Origin of the sequence: Pseudomonas bohemica, assembly GCF_002934685.1 — a bacterium.
Taxonomy (GTDB): Bacteria; Pseudomonadota; Gammaproteobacteria; order Pseudomonadales; family Pseudomonadaceae; genus Aquipseudomonas; species Aquipseudomonas bohemica.
In genome coordinates this window covers 116,373-134,945 of record NZ_NKHL01000118.1, presented here as the reverse complement: position 1 = coordinate 134,945, position 18,573 = coordinate 116,373, and the positions used below count along the sequence as shown (strand labels likewise).

The 18,573-nt window shown below is 61.9% G+C and carries 15 protein-coding genes; 3 read left to right on the top strand and 12 right to left on the bottom strand.

The window, feature by feature from the left end:
* From CE491_RS23570 to CE491_RS23560, 3 genes are all read left to right on the top strand, one after another.
* A partial coding sequence (locus CE491_RS23570) for an ExbD/TolR family protein (protein ID WP_110950877.1) occupies positions 1-363 on the top strand: 363 nt, incomplete at its 5' end.
* Positions 364-525: 162 nt separating this feature from the next.
* A complete protein-coding gene (locus CE491_RS23565; protein WP_110950740.1) occupies positions 526-1,713 on the top strand; it encodes an acyl-CoA dehydrogenase family protein in 1,188 nt (395 codons plus the stop codon).
* Between the two features lie 8 nt (positions 1,714-1,721).
* The gene (locus CE491_RS23560) at positions 1,722-2,822 is read left to right on the top strand and encodes a sigma-54 interaction domain-containing protein (RefSeq protein WP_110950739.1); all 1,101 of its coding nucleotides are present in this window, start codon (positions 1,722-1,724) and stop codon (positions 2,820-2,822) included.
* Between the two features lie 61 nt (positions 2,823-2,883).
* Here CE491_RS23560 and CE491_RS23555 read toward each other — a convergent pair whose 3' ends face one another.
* The 12 genes from CE491_RS23555 to CE491_RS23500 form a co-directional block, all read right to left on the bottom strand.
* Positions 2,884-4,707, bottom strand: coding sequence for an ABC transporter ATP-binding protein (locus tag CE491_RS23555; protein ID WP_110950738.1), 1,824 nt, complete (start codon positions 4,705-4,707; stop codon positions 2,884-2,886).
* Between the two features lie 103 nt (positions 4,708-4,810).
* Positions 4,811-5,323, bottom strand: a complete 513-nt coding sequence (locus tag CE491_RS23550) for a GNAT family N-acetyltransferase (RefSeq protein ID WP_110950737.1) — start codon at positions 5,321-5,323, stop codon at positions 4,811-4,813.
* Between the two features lie 155 nt (positions 5,324-5,478).
* The gene (locus CE491_RS23545) at positions 5,479-6,843 is read right to left on the bottom strand and encodes an MFS transporter (RefSeq protein ID WP_110950876.1); all 1,365 of its coding nucleotides are present in this window, start codon (positions 6,841-6,843) and stop codon (positions 5,479-5,481) included.
* Positions 6,844-7,183: 340 nt separating this feature from the next.
* Positions 7,184-8,416: an acyl-CoA dehydrogenase family protein gene (locus tag CE491_RS23540; RefSeq protein ID WP_110950736.1), complete on the bottom strand. Its 1,233-nt coding sequence runs from the start codon at positions 8,414-8,416 to the stop codon at positions 7,184-7,186.
* A 26-nt stretch (positions 8,417-8,442) separates the two neighbouring features.
* Positions 8,443-10,158 carry a dipeptide ABC transporter ATP-binding protein gene (locus tag CE491_RS23535; RefSeq protein ID WP_110950735.1) on the bottom strand — a complete coding sequence of 572 codons (1,716 nt, stop codon included), beginning with the start codon at positions 10,156-10,158 and terminating at the stop codon, positions 8,443-8,445.
* Positions 10,155-11,018 (bottom strand): ABC transporter permease, encoded by an 864-nt coding sequence (locus CE491_RS23530; RefSeq protein WP_110950734.1) that lies wholly within the window; start codon positions 11,016-11,018, stop codon positions 10,155-10,157. Before CE491_RS23530 ends, CE491_RS23535 begins: the two co-directional genes overlap by 4 nt.
* Positions 11,015-12,007, bottom strand: a complete 993-nt coding sequence (locus CE491_RS23525; protein WP_110950733.1) for an ABC transporter permease — start codon at positions 12,005-12,007, stop codon at positions 11,015-11,017. The genes CE491_RS23530 and CE491_RS23525 overlap by 4 nt, the downstream gene beginning before the upstream one ends.
* A complete protein-coding gene (locus CE491_RS23520) occupies positions 12,004-13,689 on the bottom strand; it encodes an ABC transporter substrate-binding protein (RefSeq protein WP_110950732.1) in 1,686 nt (561 codons plus the stop codon). The genes CE491_RS23525 and CE491_RS23520 overlap by 4 nt, the downstream gene beginning before the upstream one ends.
* 296 nt (positions 13,690-13,985) lie before the next feature.
* The gene (locus CE491_RS23515) at positions 13,986-14,528 is read right to left on the bottom strand and encodes a GNAT family N-acetyltransferase (protein WP_110950731.1); all 543 of its coding nucleotides are present in this window, start codon (positions 14,526-14,528) and stop codon (positions 13,986-13,988) included.
* Positions 14,525-15,925 (bottom strand): LLM class flavin-dependent oxidoreductase, encoded by a 1,401-nt coding sequence (locus tag CE491_RS23510; protein ID WP_110950730.1) that lies wholly within the window; start codon positions 15,923-15,925, stop codon positions 14,525-14,527. Before CE491_RS23510 ends, CE491_RS23515 begins: the two co-directional genes overlap by 4 nt.
* Positions 15,926-15,953: 28 nt before the next feature.
* Positions 15,954-17,612 carry a dipeptide ABC transporter ATP-binding protein gene (locus CE491_RS23505; RefSeq protein ID WP_110950729.1) on the bottom strand — a complete coding sequence of 553 codons (1,659 nt, stop codon included), beginning with the start codon at positions 17,610-17,612 and terminating at the stop codon, positions 15,954-15,956.
* Positions 17,609-18,496: an ABC transporter permease gene (locus CE491_RS23500; protein WP_110950728.1), complete on the bottom strand. Its 888-nt coding sequence runs from the start codon at positions 18,494-18,496 to the stop codon at positions 17,609-17,611. The genes CE491_RS23505 and CE491_RS23500 overlap by 4 nt, the downstream gene beginning before the upstream one ends.
* Positions 18,497-18,573 lie beyond the last annotated feature (77 nt).

Here is an 18,573-nt window from a genome sequence, read left to right as displayed (position 1 = left end):
GAGATCAACGTCACGCCGCTGGTGGACGTGATGCTGGTGCTGCTGGTGGTGTTCATCGTCACGGCGCCGCTGCTGACCAATTCGATCCCGATCAACCTGCCGAAAACCGAATCGGTGGCCCCGGTGGAACAGAAAGACCCGCTGGTGGTGAGCATCGATGACAAGGGCAAGCTGTTCATCAACAAGGATGAGATCCAGCCGGACCTGCTGGAGACCAACCTGCGTTCGGCCAAGGAAAAGAACGCCGACGTGCGGGTGCAATTGCAGGCCGACAACGGCGTGAATTACGGCGAGGTGGCCCGGGCCATGGCCTCGATCGAGAAAGCCGGGATTACCAAGTTGTCGGTGATAACCGCGAAATAGCGGATGTCTGTGATATCCGTTGCAGGCGCGCGCTTGCCCGCAATAACAACCTGTCGGCTCATGACTCTGTGACTGACACCGCGCATTGGCGGGCAAGCGCGCTCCTAGAGGACTTCGACCTCATTCAGCACTTAAATCAACCCCACGGAAGAGGTAACTAACGTGACTGTCACGCTACTCAACGCCCGGAAGGCGCCCCTGGAAATCGCCCGTGAACTGGCGAGCGAATTCGCCCGCACTGCCGTCGACCGCGATGCCCGCGGCGGCACCCCCAAGGTCGAGCGGGACAGCCTGCGCAACAGCGGGCTCCTTTCCCTGAGCATTCCCCGTCAGTTCGGCGGGCTGGATGCCAATTGGTCCGAGACCTTCGAGGTGGTGCGAGAATTCGCCAGGGTCGACAGTTCGATCGCCCATGTCTTCGGCTTTCATCACCTGATGCTGGCGACCATCCGCCTGTTCGCCAAACCGTCGCAATGGCAGACCTGGCTCAAGCTCACCGCCAGCAACAACTGGTTCTGGGGCAACACACTCAACCCTCTGGACACCCGCACTGTGGTCAAAGGGCGCAGCGGCTGGCGCGAGTTTTCCGGACAGAAGAGTTTCTGCTCCGGTGCCAACGATTCGGAAATGCTCATCGCCTCGGCAGTGGACGAAGCGGCAGGCGGCAAGCTGTTGATCGCCGCCATTCCCAGCGGGCGCACCGGCATCACGCTGCACAACGACTGGTACAACATGGGCCAGCGTCAGACCGACAGCGGCAGCGTGACCTTCAAACGCGTGCGGGTCGAAGAATCTGACTTGCTGCTCGATCCAGGCCCGCTCAGCACCCCATTCGCCTGCCTGCGCCCACTGATCGCACAGCTGCACTTCGCCAATATATTCCTCGGCATCGCCGAGGGCGCCTTTGAAGAAGCCCGCAAATACACCCGCGAAGAAGCCCGGCCCTGGTTTCGCTCCAATGCTACCCATACCGCCCAGGACCCTTACGTGCTCAGTCACTACGGAGACTTTTGGGTGGCGCTGGAAAGCACGCGACTGTTGGTCGAGCGCGCGGGCCGGGCGCTGGACGAGGCATGGGCCAAAGGCTCGGCGCTGACCAGCGAAGAACGCGGCGAAACCGCCATTGCCATCGCCACCGCCAAGGTCGCCGCCAGCCGCCACGGTCTCGAACTCTGTAGCAAGGTCTTCGAGGTCACCGGCGCGCGTGCCACTCACGCTTCGGTGGCCCTCGACAGGCACTGGCGCAACCTGCGTACCCAGAGCCTGCACGACCCACTGGACTACAAACTTCATGAACTGGGTGACTGGGCTCTCAACGGTACCCCACCCATCCCGACTTTTTACTCATAGGGATCATCATGCAACTGCTGACATTACCGCCCTCGCCCGCCCTGGCCACTTCGATCCGTGCCACCGCACAGGTGTTCGAAGACCCGAAATCCCAAGCCCTGCTCAGGCATCTGCAGCAGGTTGCGCCCAGCGAGGCGAGCGTGCTCATCATTGGTGAAACCGGCACCGGCAAGGAACTGGTGGCGCGCCACATCCACAACCTCAGCGCACGCAAGACACAGCCCTTCGTGGCCGTGAACTGCGGCGCATTCTCCGAATCGCTGGTGGAAGCCGAACTGTTCGGCCACGAGAAAGGCGCCTTCACCGGAGCACTCAGCGCCAAGGCCGGCTGGTTCGAGGAAGCCAACGGCGGGACGCTGTTTCTCGATGAAATCGGTGATTTACCCATGTCGATTCAGGTCAAGTTGCTACGCGTGCTGCAAGAACGCGAAGTGGTCAGGCTCGGCTCACGCAAGAGTATCCCGATCAACGTCCGGGTGCTGGCGGCGACCAACGTGCAACTGGAAAAAGCCATCAACGCGGGGCACTTTCGCGAAGACCTTTTTTACCGTCTCAACGTGGTCAATCTGGAACTGAGCCCGCTCAGGGAACGGCCGGGGGACATCATCCCGCTGGTTCATCACTTCATCGCCAGTTACAGCAAGCGCCTGAGCTACGGCGCAATTACCCTGAGCGCCGAAGCCGAGCAGAAACTGGCAACCTACAGCTGGCCGGGCAATATTCGCGAACTGGAAAACGTCATCCACCACACCTTGCTCATTTGCCGTGACGGGGTGATTCAGAGTGAAGACCTGCGCATGTCCAACCTGCGCATCGAGCGGCAGGACGAAAGCCCGCGCACAGACGAATCAGCGCTTGGACTGCTGGACCAAGCGCTGCAGCGGCTGTTCGAAGGACAGGTAGACAACCTGCACGAGCACGTCGAGCGCACGCTGTTGAGCGCCGCCTACAAGTTCTGCCATCACAATCAGGTGCACACGGCCGAGCTGTTGGGTCTGAGCCGTAACGTCACGCGTACGCTGTTGATCAACCTGGGCGAACTGAAGGTCAACAAGCGTCGCCCGGCAAAACCCTCTCCCGACGAGCGCGTCCTGCATCTGTCAATTTGAAGCCTGAAGCTGAAAGCCTGACACGCGGTGGGCATCGCTCACCGCGTATCCAACTTGCATATCAGACCGCTTCGCCCAACTCGTTACTGAACTGGCGATTCCACAGCTGAGCATATTGCCCGCCAAGGCGCAGCAATTGATGGTGATTGCCGTCCTCGACCACTCGGCCCTTATCGAACACCAGAATCCGGTCCAGGTGCGCGACCGTGGACAACCGATGCGCGACCACCAATACCGTCTTGTCTTCCATGATCTCGTCCAGCTTGTCCTGGATGAAGCGCTCGGTGATCGAGTCCAGACTCGATGTCGCCTCGTCCATGACCAGAATCGGCGCGTTCTTCAACAGCACCCGAGCGATCGCAATGCGCTGGCGCTGACCGCCGGAAAGCTTGACGCCACGCTCACCCACCAGAGACTCATAACCGTGCTCCATGCTGTCGATGAACTCGCTGGCACCGGCCCGGTGAATCGCCTCGGCCACTTCATCCATCGAAGCATCCAGGCGCCCGTAATGGATATTTTCACGAATGCTGCGGTGAAACAGCCCCGGTTCCTGCGGGATCAGGCCAATCTGTTGATGCAGCGAATGTTGGGTCACCTCGCGCACATCCACGCCATCGATCAGCACTTGGCCTTTCTGCACGTCATACAGTCGCAGCAACAGGCTTAGCAGCGTCGATTTACCCGACCCTGAAGAGCCCACCAAACCGACTTTCTGACCTGCCGGAATCACGATATTCAGGTGATTGAAAATCGCTTGATCGCTGCCATAGCTGAAGCCCACATCGCGAAACTCGATGTCCCCGCGCTCGACCTGCAACGGCTTGGCGCCAGGGGTGTCGATGACTTCGTGAGGGCGAATCAAGGTGCGCACGCCGTTGGAGATATTGCCCGTCGCTTCGAAGAATTCGAGAAAGCGCCGAGACAGGTTGCCGACATCGCTGATGATCAACAGCGACAGGCTGGTGGACATGACGAACGCTGCGATGTCGATGCGCTGTGTGCGCCACAGCTGCAGCGCCAAAAGCAACAAACCCAGTTTGAGCACGACGCCACAGCCGGTCTGGAACCAACGGATCTTCTCCATGTAGCCCAGCGAGCGGTAGGCTGCAGCGACTTCCTTGTCCAGAAACTTGCCCAGATAGGTGTGCTCGAAGGCGTGGCGCGCGAACAGACGGATGTTGGCCAGGTTGGACACTGCGTCCACGACCTTGCCCGAGCTGGTGCTGCGCGCCGCCGAATACTGCTGCGCCAGCGGATGACTGCGCCGCGCCAACAAATAGCACACCCCGATGAACACCGCTGACCAGCCAGCCATGAAGACTGCCATCAGTGGCGACGCGGTCCACAGCAACACGGTGGCCAGACTCAGCGTGACCAGTAATGGAATGAGGTCGAACAGCAGAATGCTCAGGGTCTGGTTGACGCCCAGTGCCACTTCGGAGACTCGATGCGCCAGCGCGCCGGCGAATTCGTTACTGATGAAACGGTGGGAATGCTGTTGCAGGTAGGCGTACACCACATGGGTTACGGTGCGCCGCTGCAGCGGCAGGACATGGATATGACAACCCGCCGCCGCTCGCGTGAACAGCACCTCACAGACCAGCAGCACTGCGAACAGCGTCAGCGGCCATTGCAGCACCGCAAATGCGTTTTGAGCGTCCAGACCATTGCTGACGGTACGCGTGATCTGCCCCAACCCCCAAGGAATGAGGATGGTGCAGACCACGGCAGCGATTTGCAGTAGCAGGATAGCGAGATACCAGCCCTTGAAGTTGCCGATAAAAAATCGCACGAAGGCGGCAGGTGTCGTCGGCAATTGCTGGACGTTCCAGCTGCCTAACCGGCGATCACGAGGGGCAAAGGATGAAAAAGACGAGCTCATGACAGATAACGTTCCTGAATGACGCCTGTGGCCGCGCAGCTTTCAGGCGAAAAGTGGGCAAAGCGGGCGCACGGTCTTGACCGTGTAACGGTGCTGCTGTTTTTCAAAGATTCAAACGGTAGCGGATTTCCTCCAGCGTCCATTCGCCGCGGCTGATGGTGCGTACAGACGCGTCTTCCGGCGAGAAGCCGGCGTTGCGGTAGAAGCGTATTGCCCGGTCGTTTTGAGCCAACACCCACAGCGTCACTGACCGAAAACCATGATCAACCAGATGCTGACGGGCCGTGAGCCACAACGTTCGGCCAACGCCGCTTCCCCAATGTTCAGCCAGTACATACAGCGCTTGGACCTCTCCACCCATACCAGGCTTCGTGTCTTCATCGCGGCTTTGACCCGAAGCGATCCAGCCGACGACCTGTTCGCCCTCCAGCGCCACGAAAACCTGCGGCTCGCCTTTGTCGATCGAATCGCGCCAAAGCTCGGTTCGACGGTCCAGCGTGGCGTCCAGCGACGTCAGGTGATCGGCAGGTATGAGGTCGCGGTAAGCCTGCTGCCAACTGCGCACATGCACCCGGGCGATGCCCGCTGCATCTTGTGGCTGAGCCAGACGAATCATCGAAGGACCTCCCTGACAGTTGATCTCCAGCTTCTGTTATCAGGAATCATGCCAGCCGTGGACGCCCGGTTTTACGGGACGGCAACCGGCAGCGGCGGATTGAGAAGTGCGATCCGCGACAGTGGTTGTGCAATCCCTGTCGCACAGCCAACAGCTTAGCGGGCATGGGCGGCGTACACCGTCGCGCCTGCATTCGGCAAAAGCCTACGATAGACCAGCGCGGAAACGATGCACAGCGCGCCTGCCAGACCCATGACCAGTGCCACGTCGCTTTGCGCAATCGCCGCGTGCCCGCGTATGGACATGATCAGGCTGAGCAAGGCCGCTGCCACACCTACCGACAGGCTCATTGTCAGCTGAATGCTCATGGCCGACAGACTGCTGGCGCCGCTGGACTGTTCCGGCGATACATCGGCAAAGGTCAGCGCGCCGAGAGTGCTGAACTGCAACGAACGAATGATGCCGCTGGCGAACAGCACGACCACAACCAGCCAGTACGGCGTGGCGATATCGAACATGCCGGTGGCAGCCAGGCTCAGGCCAGTCAGCACCGCGTTGCCGATCAGCGTACGTTTGAAACCGAAACGGCTGACGATACGCACCGCCAGCAGTTTCATCAGGAACGCGCCTGCACCACCGACGAAGCTCAGCAACCCGGCCTGCAGCGGATTGAGGCCCAAGCACAGCTGAAACAGCAGCACCAACAGAAAAGGCTGAGAGGCGCTGCCGATACGCATCAGGTTGCCGCCCCAGAAGGTCACGGAAAATGTCGGGATGCGCAGCAGCGACAAGTCAATCAAAGGGTGAGGAGCGCGCCTGGCATGCCAGACATATGCAACGGCGCTCGCCAGTCCCAAAGCTATCAGCAGGAGTGTCCAGGGCTTTGGCAGCAGGCCATGACCGAAGGCTTCGAAACCGAACACCAGCCCGCCCAGTCCCACGCCACTGAGCAGCAATCCGGGAACATCCAGCGGCTGTCGGCGAACGCCCGGGTAGTCGGGTATATAACGCAGCACCAGCAGCACCCCGAGTACGCCGATTGGCAAGTTGATCAGGAAGATCCATTGCCACGACAGCAGCGTCACCAGTAAACCGCCCAGCGGCGGCCCGAGAATCGGCCCGATCAATGCGGGTATGGTCAGGTAGGACATCGCCCGTAGCAGGTGTTCGCGTGGCGACCAGCGCAGCAGGATGACCTGCCCCACCGGAACCATCATCGCGCCCGCCGCGCCTTGTGCCAGGCGCGCCAGTGACAGCTGCAACAGCGAACCCGAACATGCACAGGCCACTGAGGCGGCGGTGAACAACACAATCGCACTGATGAACACTCGCCTCGGCCCGAAACGGTCCGCCGCCCAGCCGCTGACTGGCACGAACAACGCGACCGCCAGTAGATACAGCGACACCACCAGGTTCATTCGCACGCTGGGCTCACCGAAATCCCGCGCCATTTGTGGCAAGGCGGTGAGCACGGCGGTGGCGTCGATCAGCTCCATGAACAACGCACAGCCGATGATCATGGGGATGCGGCGCAGATGGGTGGCTGCCGGTTTCTCTGTGACGCCGGGGTCGACCAGCAGTGCGGCATTGTTGTTTTCGGTCTGGCTGCCGATGCTTTGGTTAATGCCCATGGGTTGTTCGATATCATCCTTTCTCGTTGAACGTGACGGTCCGTTTCTGCCCGGAGGGCGTGGGCGCGCAGCTTGCTCGCGATCTGCCGGGAACCGGCAGTAAAATCAGCCACCCGGTGATCAGGCAGATCGCGCTCATCGGATTTGCTACTGCTTGGCAGTGGATCGCTGGCAAGCCGAGCGCCCACGCCCTCCGGGCAGAATCACGAGCCCTGCATTCACCCGCGCCTCAGAACAACCCCGACTTCGGTGGCGGGGTGCCTTTCAACTGCCAGGCGCCTACCGCCGCCGCTTTCCAGTGGCGAGGATTGTGATTGGACACGGTTCGGGCATTACGCCAGTGGCGATCCAGGTTATGCGCGCGGCCGGTGGTCGACGCGCCGCCCACATCGAACACCAGCTCCGCCGCCTTGAGCGCCGATTCAGCGGCAATGTATTGCGCCTGAGCCACATCGACAGCGGCCTGATCCACCGCTACCGAATCCAGATCAGCTGCCCACGCACGGTCAATCGACTCGGCTGCCTGCAACACCACTGCTTGCGCCGTGAACGCGCGGGCCGAGATATCTCCGACACTCAGTTCTACATACGGATCGTCCACCGAACGGGCGGCCGTACTGTGCTTGATAGGCCGCGCGTGTTCATTGGCGAAGGTCACCGCGTCATTGAGAGCATTACGCGCGATGCCAGCGTTCACCGACGCCAGAAACAACTGCAGGAATGGCGTGACGATCGTGCGTTTGCCCTCCTCCACGGTCCGGGTGCGGATCTCGTCGGCATGGACCACGACATCATGCAAATGCGTAGTGCCGCTGGCCGTCAGGCGCTGGCCCATCGCGTCGAAGTCGTCCAGCAGCTCCAGGCCCTTCCTGTCACGAGGCAGGATGAACGAAACCGGCTGCTCGTTTTCATCCAGCGCAACGGCGCTGACCCAATCGGCGTACAGCGAGCCGGTGCTGTAGTACTTGCTGCCGGTGGCCCGATAATGCTCGCCGTCACGGACGATGCGGGCGCTGATGGAACCGTTGGCGCCGCCGATTTCCCAACCGGCATTGCCCACCACCGCACCTTGCAGATAGCGTTCGAACCAGCGCTCGCGTTCGGCTTCGGCGCCCTCCGCTCGCGACGCAAGCAGCCCTTCGACAAAACCGAAACCTGGGCGCAACGCCTGGGCCACGTTGGAGTCCGCCGAGGCAATGCGCACCAGCAACCCGATCACATCCTTGACCGAACCACCGGCGCCACCGAAGCGCGTCGGGATACGCGTGGTGAACAGCCCCGCCCTGGCGATCTGCGCGACGGCGTCATAGGGCAATTGCCGATCACGCTCGCGCTGCGCGGCACCGGCGGCAATCTCGGGCAACAACTGGTCCAGCCGGGCGTTGAGCGCTTGCACCGTGATGGCGCTCGCTTCAACAGAATCAGGTCCAGCGGATTTGGCTACAGCAGACAACGTACTCATGACAATTCCTTGTTCGGTATTGGAACTTAAATGGCGATTTTCCACAGCCGGGATTCATCGAACAGCAACACAGCGCTTTCCGGCTCCAAGGGTGGAACCACCAGCTTGCTTCCAGCGCCAGGCAGACGCGGAACCGCTCCCAGCAGGCGCCGGGTGTACTCGTGCTGCGGGTTTTCAAAGAGCCTTTCCACGCTCGCGCTTTCAACGACCTTGCCGTGACGCATCACCAGCACTTCGTCGCTGACGTGGCGAATCACCCCCAGATCGTGAGAGATGAACAGATACGCCAGGCCCAGCGACGCCTGCAGATCCGCCAGAAGGTCCAGCACCTGGGCCTGGACTGAGACGTCGAGGGCCGACACCGGCTCATCGCAAATGATCACCTTCGGATTGCTGGCAATGGCTCGAGCGATTGCCACCCGCTGACGCTGGCCGCCCGACAGTTGCAAGGGGCGTCTGGTGGACAGCTCCACCGGAAGGCGCACTTGGTGCAGCAACTGGGCGATGCGTGGTCGTTGTTGCTCGAATGGGATACCGGCCACGTCCAGCGCATCAGCGAGAATCTGCCCGACGCTCCAGCGCGGATCGAACGAGCTGAGTGGATCCTGGTAGATCACGCTGATGTCCCGACGATGCAGCCGTCGGCTCTTCTCCTCGACCCGTCCACTGCCGGCGCCGGTCCAGGGCACGTGCAAAAACTGCACCTCACCGGCATCCGGCTCCAGCAGGCCCAGGGCGATGCGTGCCACGGTGGTCTTGCCGGAACCTGACTCACCGACGATGCCCAGCGTGCGACCGGCGCGAAGCTCAAAGCTGACGCCGTCGACCACCTGACGGATTTGCTGATCCGGCCCGACATAACGCTTGCCAAGGCCATTGGCGGTCAGCAACACCGGCGAATCGATACCCGAGCGCTGCTGAACGGGCACGGCACCGTGTTCGGGCGAAAGACGCGTGCCCCGCGCATGTTCGGCGGGCACCGCATCGAGCAACGAGCGGGTGTAGGCATGGCGGGGATTACGCAGCACCTGCTCCATCGGCCCCTGCTCAACGACCTCGCCGTGACGCAGCACCAACACTTCGTCCGCCAGTTGCGCCACCACCGCAAGGTCATGGCTGATGATCAGCAGCGAATCGCCGCGAGCCTTGATCTGCTGCAAGACGTCGAGAATCTGCGCCTGAACCGTGGCATCGAGTGCGGTAGTGGGTTCGTCGGCGATCACAAGGCCTGGATTCAACGCCAGGGCGCTGGCGATCAATGCCCGTTGTCGCAGGCCGCCTGACAGTTGGTCCGGACGCTGACGGGCGCGCAGCCGCGGCTCGGGAACGCCCACCGTTTCCAACAACTCGATAACCCGTTCGCCACGGCTGTTGCGGTCGCCCCAGCGGTGGGTTTCCAGCACTTCGAGGATTTCCTTGCCGACCGGCCGCAACGGGTCCAGCGACACCAACGCGTCCTGCAGTACAAAGCCGATGTCCTTGCCGCGCAGGTCGCGCCAGCCACGCTCCGAGAGGTTCAACAGATCCCGCCCTGCGTAATTCAACTGGCGTGCCGTGACCTGCGCGCCCTCGCCCGCCAGGCCAATCAGGCTGCGTGCGGTCACGCTCTTGCCCGATCCCGATTCGCCGACCAGCGCCAGCGTCTTGCCCGGCTCCAGGGTGAACGAGAGGTTACGCACCACCGACTGCCCGGCGAATTCGATGGACAAGCCTTCGACGACCAAACGTTTCTGCTCGCTCATGAAAGGCGGCCCTCCAGACGTTGTTGCAGGTAGCGGCCAGCGACGGTGGTTGACAGCGTGGTCAGCACGATGAACAGGCCAGGGAAGAAAGTCAGCCACCAGGCGTTGGCGATGAAGTCACGGCCCATCGACAGCATGGTTCCCCACTCCGGTGCCGGCGGGCGCGCGCCCAATCCCAGGAAGCTCAAGGCCGATGCCCAGACGATGGCCTGGCCGACGCCCATGGTGAGGGTCACGATCAACGGGCGCATGGCGTTGGGCAGCAACTGCCGGGTGATGATGCGCAGCGGCGGGTGTCCCAGCGCTTTCGCCGATTCGATGTAGCCCGCGTTGCGCACCGCGAGCACCTGGCCGCGCACCATGCGCGCATAGCCAGGTGCACCGCCCAGGCCAGTGGCGACGATCAATGGGCCGATGCCGCTGCCGAAGATCGCCACGAACAGCAGCGCCAGAATCAGGCTGGGGAAGGCAAACAGCACTTCGAGCAACCAACCGACGCCACGATCGACGCGGGTCCCTCCCAAGCCTCCGAGCAAGCCGAGCACGACTGCGATGCTCATCGCGATAGCAGTGGCTGCCAGTCCGATGAACAGCGACTGACGGGTGCCGTAGATCACTCGAGAAAAGATGTCGCGGCCGGACTGATCGGTGCCGAACCAGTGCTGCCAACTCGGCGGATGAAACGCCTCACGTGGGACAATCGCCAGCGGATCGCTGTGGGCGAACAATTGCGGCACCACCGCCGCGACAATCACCAGCAGCAGAAAAGTCACCGCCAGCACTGGCCCCGGTCGCAATGTGCGGGGTGCGCGCTGTACCCGAAGCGCGGGCAGCGGCGTATCCAAGGTCAAATCGCTCATCGCGTATTCCCCTGTTGACGAGGGTCGACCCACAGGTACAGCAGGTCGACGAGGATGTTCGCCAGCACATAGCCGGCCGCGACCACCAGGCTGATACCGATGGTCAGCGGCAGGTCCTGGGCCTGCACGGCCTGATAGAGCTGACGGCCCAGACCCTTGCGGGAAAAGATCACTTCGATCACCACCGCGCCACTGATCAGCGCGCCGATTGCCCAGCCCGACAGGGAGATGCCAGGCAGCACGGCGTGGCGCAGCGCGTGCTTGAAACGCACTTTGAAGTCGCTCAGACCGCGGGTTCTGGCAGTGAGTACGAATGGCTGTTCGAGGGTCAGGTCCAGCGATTCTCTCGTGACCTGCGCGATGAAACCGGCGAGCGGAATCGCCAGTGCAAACGATGGCAGCACCAACGTCCGCCAGCCATCGCTGCCCGCTGGAGGAAACAGCCTCAGGCCGAACGCGAACACGGCCAGCAACAGAATTCCCAGCCAGAAATGCGGCAGCGCGGCGGACAGAGTTTCTGCCAGTGACGCCAGGGTGCCGACCCAGCGGCGCCGTCCGGCAGTCAAGACCGTCAGCGCCAGAACCAATAGCCACGCCAATACCAGCGAAGTGAACGTCAGTTCCAGCGTCGGCCAGGATTGCTCAGCGAGCACGCGGGTGACCGGTAAGTGCTGGGAATAGGAAACGCCCAAGTCACCCTGCACCAGGCGCCCCAGGTACAGCGCGTATTGCACCGGCAGCGGCTTGTCCAGACCGTATTCGCGGGTGGCTTCAGCGATGGTTTCGGGGGTCGGGTTACCGCTGGGGCCACCGAGGATCGCCTGCACCGGGTCGCCGGGCATCAGGCGTAGCGCGAAGAAGGTCAGCGTGGCGACCGCCCATAAAACCAACACCCCGCCCGCCAGCCGCCACAAGGCGCGACGTCCCAACTGTCGCAAACGATCACGGCGAGGATTGGCCAGTTCATTGCTCAACGATGCACTCGTCATTTGTTCACCCAGGCGTCATAGAGATAAGTCACGGCCAGAGAAGGCTCCAGGCGCACACCCTGGGTCGTCTTGTAGATGCCCAGACGCGTGCTTTGCGGATAGGTCGTCAGTTGCAGGTATTGGCTGGAAGCGATTTGCTGAGCCCTGTAATACAACGCGCGACGTTGCTCGGCGTCCTGTGTAGTCAGGGCCTGTTGAATCAGCCCGTCGAACGTCGAGTCGCTGAATCCCGCGGTGTTCTGGTGATACCCACCCACACCCGCGGGGCTGATGAATTCGCTGCCAAAGATGATCCGCAACACGTCGGCGGTGTTGGTGTTCCAGTACCCCAGGCGGATGTCGTAATCCCAATCGGCCTGGCGTTTAGTGGCCTGCACGTCGCTCATTTGCTCGACGATCAGTTCGAAACCGGCCTGGCGTGTGGTGGCCTGAACTTGCTCCCAGAGGGTGTATTCCGAAGGAGGTGTGCGGTTACCCATCACCACGTGGACTTGCAGGCGCTTGCCGTCTTTGGTGCGGTAGCCGTCGCTGTCGCGCTGGGTCCAGCCGGCTTGATCCAGAAGCTGCTCCGCCCTGGCCGGGTCGTAATCCTGAGCGTGCTGGAAGTCCGGGTTGTAGAAGCGTGTCGCCGGGCTGAGTGGACCACCAGCGCGAGGGAACTCGTTGAAATACACGCTTTTCAAAGCGCCATCGATGTCGGCACTGCGCACGAAGGCTTCGCGCACCTTCAGATCGTTGAAAGGTGCGCGGGTAATGTTCAGCGTGCCATTGGTGGGATTGCCCGGACGCTGGGCGATGATCAGTTGCAAGTCAGGGTTGCGCCGCGCTGCTTCATGGGACTCGGGCGGCAGGGCCTCGATCACATCGACCTCACCGGCCTGCAGCGAGGCGAAACGCACCGAAGGCTCCTGAATGAACTTCCAGACGATGCGATCCAGCCACGCCGGCCCTTGATGCTTGGCGGTAGGCGGCGCCCAGTTGTAATCGGGATTGCGCACCAGTTCGACCTGACTCTGCCGATCCCAGCGCACGACCTTGAATGGTCCGCTACCCACCGGGCTTTCGCAGTTGGCGTCCCGTGGCCGTTGCAAGGCCGTCGGCGATTCGATTCCCAAAAAGCCCTGCGCCAGCACTTCGAGAAAGGCTGCATAGGGCGTGGCCAGATGAACAACGGCGGTGTCGTCATCGACCACATCCGTACTGCGATACTGACGAATGTAGCCGCCTGCCGTGCTGGACTGGGTCTTGGGGTTGGCCATGTGGTCGAGGTTGGCCTTGACCGCCGCCGCGTTGAACGGCGTGCCGTCGGTAAAGTGCACGTCATTGCGCAGGTGGAAGGTGTAGGTCAGCCCGTCATCGGACACCTCCCAGCTTTTGGCGAGCCAGGGCCCGATACGACCCTCGGTGTCCATCGACACCAACGAGTCGAGGTACTGTTGCCCGATGAACACTTGCGGCATGTCTCCACCCACGTGAGGGTCCAGGCACGTGGGTTCGCGATCGGTGGCGTACACCAGGGTGCCGCCGCTGACCGGCTTGTCGCTGCGGGCAACGGTCGACGTGCCCTGACCGCAGCCAGTCAGCACGCCGAACAGTGCGGCGATACCGACGATGGAAGTGTGCTTGAGCAACGACCGGGATCGTGTGCCGGGGAGTCGCAGATACGGGGCGCGTTCTCGCATGGGTCCTGATGCCTTTAGTCCGGGAACAGGACCGTTGCACAAGCCATGCCGGGTTTTTCAGCCAATGAATACGGGCGCTGAGGCGTATTGCGGGGTGATGAGGGCGACAATCTGTGTGGCAACTGTTGGCTAGGCAACAGATGGCTGAGCAGCACAAGGAACGTCTAACGGATGAACCTGATACAACCGAGGTCTCTGATTTTGCTGGCGCTTCGCGCCAGATCGCGAGCAAGCTTGCTCCTACGCCTTCGGCAGAAGCGGATCGAAGTCCCTGCCAACTCGTAGCAGCACGGGTTTCAGAGCGCTACCCGATAACGAACCAGCGGCAACGGCTCATCGTTCTCGACGACGGTCACGGCCGTATCCGGCTGCTGCACGAATCCGACGGCTTCATAAAAACCCAGCGCCCGCTGATTACCCTGTATCACCCAGACTGTCGCCTGGGTGAACCCTGCAGCGATCAATTGTTGCCGAACCTCTTGCCACAACTGACGACCAATACCCTGCGACCAGACCCGGGGCAACAGGTTGATCGCACGCAGCTCTCCAGTAGAAGCCAAGGCATCGGCATCGCGGCTGCTGCCAAAAGATGCCCACGCCACCAGCTGCCCGCCCTGCTCGACGACCAGAATCGACATCTTGCGGCTGGCGATAGCCTCGCCGAGGGCAATGGCGCGCCGTTCGACACCTGCGCTCAAGCCGCACAGATATCGCTCAGACAATAGGTCGACGTATGTCGCCTGCCATGTCTGCAAATGAATCCGAGCCAGTTGCGCGGCATCCTCGACCTGGGCGGCCCTGATACTCAGATGATCGGACTCAGATGAGGTCGCCGTCATGCCGGGAACCGCAACGGTTTGGCCGGCACCCGCAACGCAGCCGGATCTCGATACCGAGCACCGAAATGGTCATCGGGCAAACGTGCCTGACCAGGGCCGAACAAGCGCTCGCGCAGGGTTTCGCCGTCGTTGTAGGACTCTCGAAAACGCCCGCGGCGTCGCAGTTCGGGAATCACCAGTTCAATGAAATCCCGCGCGGTTTCGAACGACAGGTACTGACGCAGGTTGATGCCGTCGATGCCATCCACATCCAGCCATTTTTCGATTTCATCGGCCACCACGCTCGGCGTGCCCGCGACGAAGAAGCGCTCGCGATTGAAGCCCTCCAATTGCGCCAGCACCGAGCCAACCGACGCCTCGGGTTTGAAGCGCGCCAGACTCTGCCAGCCCTTGACCTGGCGCTCGATCAGATCACTGATCAGCACGTCGCGAGGGTATGCCGTCAGGTCCACCGCCGACTGCGCATGGGCCAGCGATGCTTCGACGCTCATCAGCTTGCGGTAGCTGTCGAGCTTGTTGCTGACCTCCTCGTCGGTGCGACCGACGATCACCCCGGCCATGACGATGAATTTCAGGCCCGCCGGATCACGCTCATGAGCAATCGTCTTCTGCCGCATGGCATGGATATTGGCCCGTACCGCTGCCGTATCCATGCCACCGGTGAACACCACCTCCGCATGGCGCCCGGCGAATTCAATGCCTGCAGGCGAGCCGGTGGCCTGAAACAGCACCGGCGTACGCTGCCGCGAAGGCTGGCACAGGTGCGGCCCGGCCACCTTGAAGTGTTCGCCAACGTGGTCGATATAGCGCACCTTGCTCGGATCGGTGTAGACCCGCCGTTCACGATCCTGAATCACCGCATCGTCGTCCCACGACCCTTCCCACAGCTTGTACAGCACGTCCAGGTATTCATCGGCAATCTCATAGCGATGATCATGGACCACCTCGGTGTCATGACCGAAATTGCGCGCGGCGTTGGGCAAGTAGGAGGTGACGATGTTCCAGCCCACCCGGCCCTTGGTCAGGTGATCGAGCGTGCTCATGCGCCGAGCGAAGGCGAATGGCGGCTCATAGGTGGTGGAAAACGTGGCGCCGAAACCGAGGTTTTTCGTCACCGCGGCCATCGCCGGAATCACCAGCAGCGGATCATTGCTGGGGATCTGCATGCCCTCGCGCAACGATGTTTCCGGCCCGTCGCGAAACTTGTCGTAGGTGCCGATCACATCCGCGAGAAATACTCCGTCGAAAGTGCCGTATTCCAGCAATTGCGCAAGTTCGGTCCAGTAATCCAGATCGTTGAAACGGTGGCGATTGTTCTCCGGATGCACCCACAGCCCGTGGACGATGTGGCTCACGCAGTTCATCTCGAACAGGTTGACGTGCAGCTGCTTGGGCACTGCGAACACTCCTTTGTCAGTTAAAGTCTCAGATAGCCACTTGCAGGTAGAACTCGGTCGGTTCGTGTTGTACGTCCAGCGTCGGAATCGCTGCGATCAGCGCCCGGGTATAGGCATGTACCGGCCGATCGAATACAGCACGCACGGAGCCGGCCTCCACCACCTCACCGTCCTTCATGACCAACACCCGTTCACTGACATGATTGATCACCCCCAGATCGTGGGAGATGAACAGACACGCCAGCCCCAAGCGCTGCTTGAGGTCGTCAAGCAGCTCAAGAATCTGTGCCTGCACCGAAACGTCCAGCGCCGACACCGGCTCATCGCAGATCAGGATTTGCGGTTCCGACGCCAGGGTGCGGGCGATGGCGATGCGCTGACGCTGGCCGCCGGACAGATCGATGGGGCGGCGCGACAGGACGCCGGCATCCAGACGCACCAACTCCAGCAGCTGCAGCGCCCTGCTCCGCCAATCTCGGCGCGGCAGACCGGCAACGGCCAGCGCTTCGAACAGCACCCGTTGCACGGTGTAACGCGGATCGAATGAATTCAGCGGATCCTGAAAAACCACTTGCACCGCTTTGCGGGCCTGGCGCTTGTGCCTGGCATCCAGGGTCGACCATTGTTGCCCGGCGACCCAAACATCGCCCTCGTCGGCGGTTTCCAGGCCGAGTATCAGTCGGGTCAGGGTGGTCTTGCCCGAACCCGACTCGCCGACCACACCCAGGGTTTCGCCACGACGCAACTGCAACGACACCTGCTTGAGCACCGTGCGTTTACGACCGTCAGGGCCGACGAAGGATTTGCTCAGATCCTTGGCTTCCAGCAGCACCTCGCCCTCAGGCTGCGGATCAGGCTCTACGGCGGTGAGCAACCTGCGTTCGGGTTGGTAATGCACGGCTCGGGCAGCGCGCAACAACAGCTGCGTATAGGGGTGTTGCGGGTCCTGCAGCACCTGTTCCGTGGTGCCCTGCTCGACGATGACCCCGTGACGCATGACCGCCACTCGATCAGCCAGACGCGACACCACCGACAGGTCGTGGCTGACCATCAGCAGCGCGTTTTCCTCACCTCGCAGGCTTTCCAGCAGCGCGATGACCTGCGCCTGCACCGTCGCGTCCAGTGCGGTGGTTGGCTCATCGGCGATGATCAGACGCGGGTTGCAGGCAATGGCCGAGGCAATCAGCGCGCGTTGCCGAAGTCCACCGGAAAGCTGCCATGGGTACTGGCTCGCGCGCAGTTCCGGCTCAGGAATACCCACATCGCGCAGTAGTTGAAGGACGCGCAATCGACGCGCTTCCTGGCCTAGCCTGGTGTGCAATTGCAACGGTTCTTCGACTTCGGCGCCGACTCGACGCAACGGATCCAGCGCCCCGAGGGCATCCTGCATGACAAAACCGATGCCCGCGCCACGCAGACGCTGCCAGGAACGCTCATCCAGACCACGCAAGTCGATGCCCTGGAACGCCAGCTTCGCCGCCTGGATCTGCGCACCCTTGCCGGTGAGCCCGGCCAGGGTTCTCGCCGTGACGCTCTTGCCGGAGCCCGATTCGCCGACCAGCGCCAGGCACTCACCGCGATGGATCTGCAGGCTGACGCCATGCAGGACGGGCTCGGCCTGACCGAAACGCACGCTCAGGTCACGGATATCAACCAACGGCCCGAGGGTCTGGATGTTCGCATTCATAGAGGTTTTCCTTCGCTGCGGCGCAGAAGTTCGCGGCCAATGGCACTGATGGAAACAACGGTTAGGGTGATGCTCAATGCGGGCCAGGCGACGAGCCACGGCGCATTGGCCAGAAAGGCGCGACCGATAGCCATCATCCCGCCCCACTCGGGGGCTGGAGGGGGCGCGCCGAAGCCGAGAAAGCTCAACGCAGCACCTGCGGTAATCGTGCCGCCAATGCCGATCGTGGCCAGAATCAGCACCGGCTTGAAGGCGTTGGGCAGGATGTGTCGCAGCACCACGGCCAGTTGCGACTGACCCAGGGTTACGGCGGCTTCGACGTATCCGGCGTTGCGTACATTCAGCGTTTGCGCCCGCACCAGCCGCGCGTAACGCGGCACCCCGGCAATGCCGACGGCGAGGATCAGATTTGCGGTGCCCTGACCGAAGAAGGTGATGATTACCAAGGCCAATAGCAGATCGGGAAATGCCAGCAATACATCGACACCGCGCATGATTGCGGCATCCAGCCAGCGCGGTCCGAGACCAGAGATCAGGCCCAGCAGTGTGCCCCAGGCCAATCCGAGCACGGTAGCCGCCAGCCCCATGAACAACGACGAGCGTACGCCGTAAATCAAGCGACTGAGCACATCGCGGCCGTTTTCATCGGTGCCGAGCCAGTGAATGGCGTTCGGTTGCTGGAACGCCAGACGCGCGGAGGCATCCAGCGGATCGTAAGGCGCAAGCAACTGCGGCACGGCCGATGCAATGACCAGCAACACCACGAACAGCCCTGCCGCCCACAAGCCTGGGCGTAAATGGGTAAACCCCGCAAACCCCAGCGGCCGACTGCCGCCGACGCCGGGGGCGGGTCCGACGATGACCGTTTCAATTGCTTGAGACATTCACAGACTCCTTCTGGCTAACCATCCAACAGATACCTGTCGTGCTGACACCGCACCACCTGTGGGCGCGAGCTTGC

Coding starts and splice junctions, on each gene's coding strand:
- CE491_RS23550 (WP_110950737.1), bottom strand. CDS start 5,323: ATGATTCGTCTGGCTCAGCCACAAGATGCAGCGGGCATCGCCCGGGTG.
- CE491_RS23515 (WP_110950731.1), bottom strand. CDS start 14,528: ATGACGGCGACCTCATCTGAGTCCGATCATCTGAGTATCAGGGCCGCC.
- CE491_RS23545 (WP_110950876.1), bottom strand. CDS start 6,843: ATGATCATCGGCTGTGCGTTGTTCATGGAGCTGATCGACGCCACCGCC.
- CE491_RS23540 (WP_110950736.1), bottom strand. CDS start 8,416: ATGAGTACGTTGTCTGCTGTAGCCAAATCCGCTGGACCTGATTCTGTT.
- CE491_RS23505 (WP_110950729.1), bottom strand. CDS start 17,612: ATGAATGCGAACATCCAGACCCTCGGGCCGTTGGTTGATATCCGTGAC.
- CE491_RS23555 (WP_110950738.1), bottom strand. CDS start 4,707: ATGAGCTCGTCTTTTTCATCCTTTGCCCCTCGTGATCGCCGGTTAGGC.
- CE491_RS23520 (WP_110950732.1), bottom strand. CDS start 13,689: ATGCGAGAACGCGCCCCGTATCTGCGACTCCCCGGCACACGATCCCGG.
- CE491_RS23530 (WP_110950734.1), bottom strand. CDS start 11,018: ATGAGCGATTTGACCTTGGATACGCCGCTGCCCGCGCTTCGGGTACAG.
- CE491_RS23535 (WP_110950735.1), bottom strand. CDS start 10,158: ATGAGCGAGCAGAAACGTTTGGTCGTCGAAGGCTTGTCCATCGAATTC.
- CE491_RS23500 (WP_110950728.1), bottom strand. CDS start 18,496: ATGTCTCAAGCAATTGAAACGGTCATCGTCGGACCCGCCCCCGGCGTC.
- CE491_RS23525 (WP_110950733.1), bottom strand. CDS start 12,007: ATGACGAGTGCATCGTTGAGCAATGAACTGGCCAATCCTCGCCGTGAT.
- CE491_RS23560 (WP_110950739.1), top strand. CDS start 1,722: ATGCAACTGCTGACATTACCGCCCTCGCCCGCCCTGGCCACTTCGATC.